The sequence below is a fragment of the uncultured Campylobacter sp. genome (genome assembly GCF_938018145.1).
Lineage (GTDB): Bacteria > Campylobacterota > Campylobacteria > Campylobacterales > Campylobacteraceae > Campylobacter_A.
In genome coordinates this window covers 1-8,178 of record NZ_CALIII010000265.1, presented here as the reverse complement: position 1 = coordinate 8,178, position 8,178 = coordinate 1, and the positions used below count along the sequence as shown (strand labels likewise).

Here is an 8,178-nt window from a genome sequence, read left to right as displayed (position 1 = left end):
TAAAATTTAAGCGTGCGCTAGGCATATAGCCTGCGGAGCGCCAAATTTTAAAACCAACGACGTATAGCGCGGCGAGACGACGCTTTCAAGCTTATTTTTCTTTTTCTCGCAGCCTTAACCCTAGCTCCCTTAACTGCTCCGCGCTAGCTTCGCTAGGCGCCTTCGTTAGCGGGCACTGAGCGCGCTGAGTTTTAGGGAAGGCGATGACGTCGCGGATCGAGCTGGTTTTATTTACTAGCATATTTAGCCTGTCAAAGCCGATCGCGATACCGCCGTGCGGAGGCGCGCCGAAGCTTAATGCATCGAGCAAGAAGCCAAATTTCTCGCGTTGCTCAGCTTCGTCGATACCAAGTAGCTTAAACACCTTTTGCTGAATGTCGTTTTTGTGTATCCTTACGCTACCGCCGCCAAGCTCATAGCCGTTAAGCACGACGTCGTGAGCGACCGAGAGAATGTCCTCGAGATCGGACTCGTCGATGTTTTTAGGCATAGTAAACGGATGGTGCATAGCTGAGTAGCTGCCGTCGTCGTTTTGCTCAAACATCGGGAAGTCAAGCACCCATAAAAACTCCATTTTGTTTTGGTCGATGATGCCCATTTGCTCGGCGAGGAAAATCCTAAATCGTCCCATGTAGTCAAGTACGACTTTCTTCTTGCCGGCGCCGAAAAACACGACGTCGCCGACTTTTAGCTCGCAGCGAGCGACAATCTCGTCAAGGTCGCTTTGCTCGAAAAATTTGCAAAGCGGTCCTTTTAGCCCGTCCTCTTTCATCTGGAAGTAGCCAAGGCCCTGAGCGCCGAATTTGCGGACGAATTCCTCAAAACGGTTCATCTCGCGCTTACTAAAGATATTATCGCCGTTTGGCACTTTTAGCGCTTTGATGCGGTTTTTCTTAGGTTCGGTTGCGATTTTGCTAAAGATTTCATTGCTAGAGCGCGCGAAAATGTCGATAACGTCGATCATCTTTAGATCGTAGCGCAAGTCGGGCTTATCGCTGCCGTAGCTCTCGGTCGCCTCTTTGTAGCTCATGCGGCGGAAAGGGATTTGGATATCGTATCCGCATGCGGCAAATACGTCTTTTAGCATATTTTCGGCCATATTTAGGATATCTTCTTGCTCGATGAAGCTCATCTCGATATCTATCTGCGTAAATTCCGGCTGTCTATCGGCGCGCAAGTCCTCGTCGCGGAAGCATTTTGCGATCTGGAAATATTTATCAAAGCCAGAGCACATCAAAAGCTGTTTAAAAAGCTGCGGGCTTTGCGGCAGGGCATAAAACTGGCCCGGATATACGCGGCTAGGCACTAGATAGTCTCTCGCGCCTTCAGGCGTAGCGCGCGTTAAAATCGGCGTTTCAAACTCGATAAAGCCCATTTTATCTAGGCTGTTTCTAGCTGCGATCGCCGCTTTTGAGCGCATTTTAAAGATATTTTGAAGTTTCTCGTTTCTAAGGTCCAAAAATCTGTATTTTAGCCTGATGTCCTCGTTTACGCTCTCGTCGCCGATGACGAAAGGTAGCGTCTCGCTCGGGTTTTCGACGACCACTTCGTTTGCAACTACTTCGATCTCGCCCGTTTTTAGGCGCGGATTTACTAGGCCTTCGCCGCGAGCGCGAACCTTGCCTTTTATCCTTAGCACGTACTCGTCGCGAACGTGCGACGCGGCCTCGTGAGAGCTCTTGCTATCTGCCGGATCGCAGACGATCTGGATCAGTCCCGTGCGATCGCGCAGGTCCAAAAATATAACGCCGCCGTGGTCGCGGTAGGTATTTACCCAGCCGCAAAGCGTAACTTCTTTGCCTATGTCGGCACTGCTTAAATCAGTGCAGTAATGGCTACGCATTTTCACTCCTTTTGCTGTTTTTAACGCGCCCATTATACTAGAAATTTGCTTTTTCCCAGCTTTTTTAAAACAAAATGTGATAAAATCCGCTCTATGAAAAAAGAGAATTTATTACTTCCGGCTAAGGTAAAAAAAGTCGGTCTAGTCGCAAAAATCAATGGAAATTTAGTTAAAAACGCACAAATTTTACGCGAAATTTTAGCCAGGTACGGCGTTCAAATTTTATTTGAAAACGCGGCGGCTAAACATTTAAATTTAAAAGAGGGCTCGAATTTGCAAGGATTTGAGGTACGCGAGCTAGCTACGGAGTGCGATTTTTTGATCTCGCTCGGAGGCGACGGCACGATCATCTCGCTTTGTAGAAACGCGGCCGAGATTTCGCCCTTCGTGCTTGGCATACACGCGGGTAGGCTAGGGTTTTTAACAGATATCACGATGAATGAATGCGAGAAATTTTTCGCCGAGTTTTTCGAGGGCAAATTTGAGGTCGAGACCCCTTTTATGCTTGACGTTTTTTTGCACAAAAAAAGCGGGGAAATTTTACGCAAAATCGCATTTAACGACGCGGTAATCGTGGGCGAAAAGGTAGGCTCCATGACGCACGTGGAGGCCTTTTGGAACGAAAAATACTTTAACGCGTATTTTGGCGACGGCGTCATCGTCTCTACGCCCGTGGGATCAACCGGATACAACATGAGCGCGGGCGGAGCGATAACCTATCCTTTGAGCGAGGTGTTTTTGGTTACGCCCGTTTGCTCGCACTCGCTCACGCAGCGCCCAGTCGTGCTTCCGCGAGGATTTGAGATCAAATTTAAAACCGCAAGCGCGGCGGTGCTGGTTATCGACGGGCAGGAGCGGTACAAAATGGGCGAGCTTGAGAGCGTGAGCATGACGCTAAGCGCGAGCACGGCGCGGCTAATCCGCCACGTCGGGAGAGATTATTTTCAAATTTTAAAAGAAAAGCTGCATTGGGGTTATAATGATTGAGCGGATTTTGATAAAGCAAAATTTGAGTTTTGAAAACGTCGAGTTAAATTTCGGGCGCGGACTTAGCGTATTTACGGGCGTGAGCGGTGCTGGCAAATCAGTCCTGATGGGCTCGATAATGGCGGTTTTGGGGCTAAAAGATAGCGAAGCAAAGCTGATCGAGGCCGACGTCTCGCATAAATTTGACCTTGAGGAATTCGGCCTAGAGAGCGAGGAGATAAATACCTTTAAACTTTTTCGCGACAAAACGACGCGGTACTTTATAAACTCGCAAGCCGTTTCTAAAAAAAATCTAGCCAGCATCGCCAAAGAGCACGTAAAATACCTATCCGCAAAGGAAATAAACGAATTTGAAAACGAGAGATTTTTAAATTTGCTAGATAGCTTGCAGGCGAAAAAAGACGCTAAATTTAACGAAATTTTGAGCGAATTTAGGCTCAAATTTGACGAATTTAGCCAAATTTCTCGCGAGCTGAAAAAAATAATCGACGAAGAAAAAAGAGTGGAGGAGCTAAAGGAATTCGCATCCTTTGAAATCAATAAAATAGAAAGCGTGAGCCCGAAAATCGGCGAATTTGACGAGCTAATGGAGCTAAAAAAGCGCCTGAGTAAAAAGGATAAAATTTTAGAAGCGTGGAATAGGGCGGAGCAAATTTTTAATTTCGAGCAATCCGTAGTGGACGCGCTAAACATCAGCGACGTCGATAGCAGCTTTTTTGAAGAGGCGATGAACGAGCTGCGAGTAGCGCGCGAAAATCTAAACATGGACGAGCTAGAAGACGTGGATATCGAGGGCGTGCTAGACCGCATCGAGGCGATAAACTCGCTCGTGCGTCGCTACGGCGGCGAGGAGGAGGCTTTGCAGACGCTAAAAACGCGCAAGGCAGAGCTAGCCAGATACGAAAATATAAGCTTTGAAAAAAGCGAGCTGGAGCGTAAATTTAAGCAAAATGAAGCCGCGGTAAACGTGCTGGCCGATAAAATCAGCCAGGCTCGCGCGGCAAATTTAAAAGAGCTTGAGTCGCTCATAAATTCGTTTCTAAAAGAGCTTTATATGAGCGAGATTTCATTAAAGATAAATAGCAAAACCCTAAACTCCGCCGGCAGGGACGAGGTAAATTTGAGCCTAAACGAGACGGCGCTAAAAAATCTAAGCTCGGGCGAGCTAAACCGCTTAAGGCTAGCTTTTATCGCGAGCGAAAGTAAGATCACCGGAGGCGGCGAGGGCGTCATAATCCTAGATGAAATAGATGCGAATCTAAGCGGAAAAGAGGCGATGAGTATCGCAAACGTGCTGCTAAATTTGGCCGAATTTTATCAAATTTTTGCTATCTCGCACCAGCCGCAGCTTAGCTCTAAGGCCGATTCGCATTTTCTAGTAGAAAAGCGCGGCGAAACCTCGAACGTAAGGGAGCTAAAGGGCGAAGAGCGCGTATCTGAGCTAGCTCGTATGATAAGCGGCGAACGTATAACCGAGGAGGCGATAAATTTTGCTCGCCAGCTTTTGATTGTTTAAGTTTGGCTTAAAATTTAGGTTGAAAAAAGAAAAGTAATGGTATATTTGAAAAAAATTTTTAACGAGAATAGATGGAAAAAAATAAAATTTTAATAGTAGAAGACAACAAAGCGCTAGCTAGACTGATCGCCAAAAAGATGGAAGATAAGGTCGAAATGGAGATCGACGTGGCGTACACTATGGCTGAAGCGCAAGCTTTTTTAAGCGATCCAAAAGAGTATTTTATCGCGCTGCTTGATCTAAATTTACCCGACGCTCCAAACGGCGAAATCGTGGACTATGTCATATCAAAAGGCCTACCTAGCATCGTACTAACGGGTAGCATGGATGATGCCACTAGAGAGAGCTTCATCCATAAAGATATCGTGGACTACGTCTATAAGGGCAATATGGACGATATAAATTATATATTTAAGATCATAAATCGCCTCAGCAAAAATAGACAATATAAGGTAATGATCGTTGAGGATTCGGCGCCTTTTAGAAATAATCTTAAAAAAATCCTAACTAGCCTTCAGTTTCAGGTATTTACCGCCGCTCACGGCGAGGAAGCGATGAGTTATTTTGCCGATAACCCCGACATGAAACTTATTCTGTGCGACTATAGGATGCCCGTAAAAGACGGCCTTGAGGTTTTAAAGGAGATAAGAGCAGCGGGCGATAAAAATCAAATCGGCGTTTTGATGATGACGAGTCCGAGCGAAAACGTAAACGGCGCGATCTTTTTGAAAAACGGAGCGAATGATTTTATCGCTAAACCTTTTGTAAAAGAAGAGCTTATTTGCAGGGTAAATAATCTAATCGAAGCGATGGAAAACATAAATCAAATCGCCGATTTTGCGAACAAGGACTTCCTGACGGGCGTTTATAATAGAAGGTACTTTTACGACGATATGAACGAATACTTAGCCTACGCCGAGGAGCGCGCCGAGCCTTATGCGGTGGCGATGCTGGATATCGATCATTTTAAACATATAAACGATACCTACGGCCACGACGGCGGCGATAAGGCGTTAAAGACGCTAGCTAAAAAGCTTATCGACGAGACTAAAAAAGGCGATTTGGTGGCGAGATTTGGCGGGGAAGAATTTTGTATCGTGCTAAAAAACGTCTCGCATGAAGAGGCGGGTAAATTTTTTGTAAATTTAAGAGCTAGCATCGCAAACTGCAAGGTGCGACTAAAAAAAGAGCAGATAAAATTTACCGTCTCTATCGGAGTGGCCTTTAGTAGGAGCGATTATAAGCTAGATGAGCTTTTGGAGCTTGCCGACGAGGCTCTTTACAGAGCGAAAGAAAACGGGCGAAATAGGGTAGAAATAGCCTGATGATAATAGACACTCACTGTCATTTGGACGATGAAAGCTTTGATAGTGATCTAGTAAAAATTATAGCAAATGCCCAAGAAAACGGTGTCGGCGGAGTGCTGATACCAGGTGCTGATATTAATGATTTACCAAAAGCGGCTAAAATAACCCGCGAATTTGAAAATGTATTTTTTGCCGTCGGAGTTCATCCGTATGATAAGGATGGATTTGACAAGGACGTGCTTTATAAATTTGCAAAAGACGAAAAGTGCGTTGCTGTGGGCGAGTGCGGGCTTGATTATTTCCGCTTGCCTAAAGACGAAAATGAAAAAGAGCTTGAAAAAGCGGAACAAAAGCGCGTGTTTAGAGCACAGCTTGATATGGCGGTAGAGTTAAATTTGCCGGTTATTTTGCATATTAGAGATGCAAACGAAGATAGTTTTAATATCCTAAAAGAGTATGCAAGCAGGCTAGTCGGAGCGGTTTTGCACTGCTATAACGCTTCGCCTTTGCTTCTAGAGCTTGCAAAAATGGGCGAATTTTACTTTGGTATCGGCGGGGTTTTGACATTTAAAAACGCGAAAAATTTGGTTCAAATTTTGCCCCAAATTCCGCGAGATAGGCTACTGCTTGAAACCGATGCGCCGTATCTGACGCCCGAGCCCTTTAGGGGGCGTAGAAACGAGCCTGCCTTTACGCGATTGGTAGCAGTAAAGATGGCTGAGATTTTAAATTTAAAAGAAGAAGAGGTAATGGAAATAACAACGAAAAACGCGAAGAAAATCTTTATGAAATTTAACACGTAATCAAGGAGAAAAATGAAAATCTTTAGAGTAATAATGCTGTGTCTAGCATGTACGGGGTGGCTTTTTGCGACCGCGGCTAGTAGCGACGCAGAGCAAACCCAAAAGATGATATTAAAAGAATTCGACATAGACGCTAAATTTTTACAAAGCTCTCACTACGCTTCTATAAAAAATTCCATCAAGGACGGTAAGAGAAAAGAGTTTACTAATACCGTCAAAAACGGCTACAAACACATCCCGATGCTTCAAAAGATCATAAAAGACTCAGGTATCCCGGAGTCGTTTTTGTATCTTGCTATGACGGAGTCCGGTTTTTCAAATCACATAGTTTCTAGCAAAAAAGCCATCGGAATTTGGCAGTTTATGGAGTCTACGGCGAAGCTTTACGGTCTTAGAGTCGATAAATACACCGATGAGAGAAAAGATCCCATGGCAGCTACTGCTGCAGCAACAAAATATCTACAAAGCCTAAAAAACGACTTTGGCAAATGGTATCTTGCGATGATGGCCTATAACTGTGGCGAAGCAAGGCTAAGAGAGGGCATCAGGAAGGCTGGAACTACCGATCTAGCTACACTACTAGACGATAAAAAAAGCTATATCCCAAAAGAGACAAAAAGATTCGTCAAGAAAATTTTAACCATAGCACACATAGCTAAAGAGCAGGAAAATTTGCTCGCTAAAACGCAGGCTCTAAGCGGTACGAACGGTATAGAGCTATCAAAGATAGACGTTCCAGGCGGCACAACGCTGATGGAGGTAGGAGACAGTATAGGGCTTAGCCTAAAAAAGATGAAAGAATACAATATGCATCTAAAATTCGTCTATACTCCGCCAACGGAAAAGCCTTATTATCTTTATATCCCATTAAATAAAAAGAAAATGTTTAGCGACAACTTCGAGGCGGCACAAAATAGAAAATTTGAAATTTATACGGTCAAAGAAAGCGACACGCTGCTAACTATAGCCCAAAAAACAGGCGTAAATCATAAAATCATAAAAGAGTACAACGGACTTGCTTCAAACGAGATCAAGCCTAGCCAAAAGCTAGTTATCCCAAGTGAGCAAAACGTAAACTATCTAGCCGAGTATATGGTAAAAAGCGGCGATACGCTCGGAGAAGTTTCACAGAAATTTGACGTAGCGCTTGAGGATTTAAAAGAAGCCAATACGCTTATGAGCTCAAACAGCTCGATCGGAGCCAAACTTGCCGCAACCGAGTAGGGCTAAATTTATATTTTTTAGTCTATTTTTCGTATTTTTTATGAGCGGCTGTTCGTTCTTGACTTCGCCGTTTGGCGGGATCACTGGTAGCGGCGGCACAAAAAAAAGCGGTAAGATAAATAGCTCAAAGGGCATGCATGAAGCAACCATGCGCCCATACACCATAAACGGGAAAACATACTATCCGACCGTCGTAAAGGTCGGCGATAGGGCTAGCGGTATAGCTAGCTGGTACGGTCCGGATTTTCACGGCAAAAAGACGTCAAACGGCGAGACTTACGATATGCACGCTATGACGGCAGCGCATAAGACTCTGCCGATGAATACGATGGTGCGCGTGACGAATATAAAAAACGGCAAAAATATAATCGTACGCATAAACGACCGTGGTCCTTTTGTCGCAGGGCGCGTGATAGACCTGTCAAAAACTGGCGCGGTGAAGCTTGATGTGTTTAACGCCGGTACGGCCCCGGTTTTGCTAGAGGTTGTTGGCTTTAA

Annotated in this window: 7 protein-coding genes; 6 read left to right on the top strand and 1 reads right to left on the bottom strand. The window is 44.9% G+C overall.

The genetic code is table 11. The features are described from left to right. Positions 1-91 precede the first annotated feature (91 nt). Positions 92-1,843: an aspartate--tRNA ligase gene (gene aspS, locus Q0338_RS06080; RefSeq protein ID WP_298085979.1), complete on the bottom strand. Its 1,752-nt coding sequence runs from the start codon at positions 1,841-1,843 to the stop codon at positions 92-94. Between the two features lie 93 nt (positions 1,844-1,936). Here aspS and Q0338_RS06075 point away from each other — a divergent pair, with 93 nt between their 5' ends. The 6 genes from Q0338_RS06075 to Q0338_RS06050 form a co-directional block, all read left to right on the top strand. Continuing rightward, entirely contained in the window at positions 1,937-2,830 is an 894-nt protein-coding gene (locus Q0338_RS06075) for an NAD(+) kinase (protein WP_298085978.1), read from the top strand. Continuing rightward, positions 2,823-4,346, top strand: coding sequence for an AAA family ATPase (locus tag Q0338_RS06070; RefSeq protein WP_298085977.1), 1,524 nt, complete (start codon positions 2,823-2,825; stop codon positions 4,344-4,346). Before Q0338_RS06075 ends, Q0338_RS06070 begins: the two co-directional genes overlap by 8 nt. A gap of 71 nt (positions 4,347-4,417) precedes the next feature. Further along, positions 4,418-5,671 carry a diguanylate cyclase gene (locus tag Q0338_RS06065; RefSeq protein WP_298085976.1) on the top strand — a complete coding sequence of 418 codons (1,254 nt, stop codon included), beginning with the start codon at positions 4,418-4,420 and terminating at the stop codon, positions 5,669-5,671. Beyond that, positions 5,671-6,456: a TatD family hydrolase gene (locus Q0338_RS06060; protein WP_298085975.1), complete on the top strand. Its 786-nt coding sequence runs from the start codon at positions 5,671-5,673 to the stop codon at positions 6,454-6,456. Before Q0338_RS06065 ends, Q0338_RS06060 begins: the two co-directional genes overlap by 1 nt. A gap of 12 nt (positions 6,457-6,468) precedes the next feature. Then, positions 6,469-7,680, top strand: a complete 1,212-nt coding sequence (locus Q0338_RS06055; RefSeq protein ID WP_298085974.1) for a lytic transglycosylase domain-containing protein — start codon at positions 6,469-6,471, stop codon at positions 7,678-7,680. A gap of 40 nt (positions 7,681-7,720) precedes the next feature. After that, the coding region (locus Q0338_RS06050) for a septal ring lytic transglycosylase RlpA family protein (protein WP_298085973.1) at positions 7,721-8,178 on the top strand (458 nt) is incomplete at its 3' end.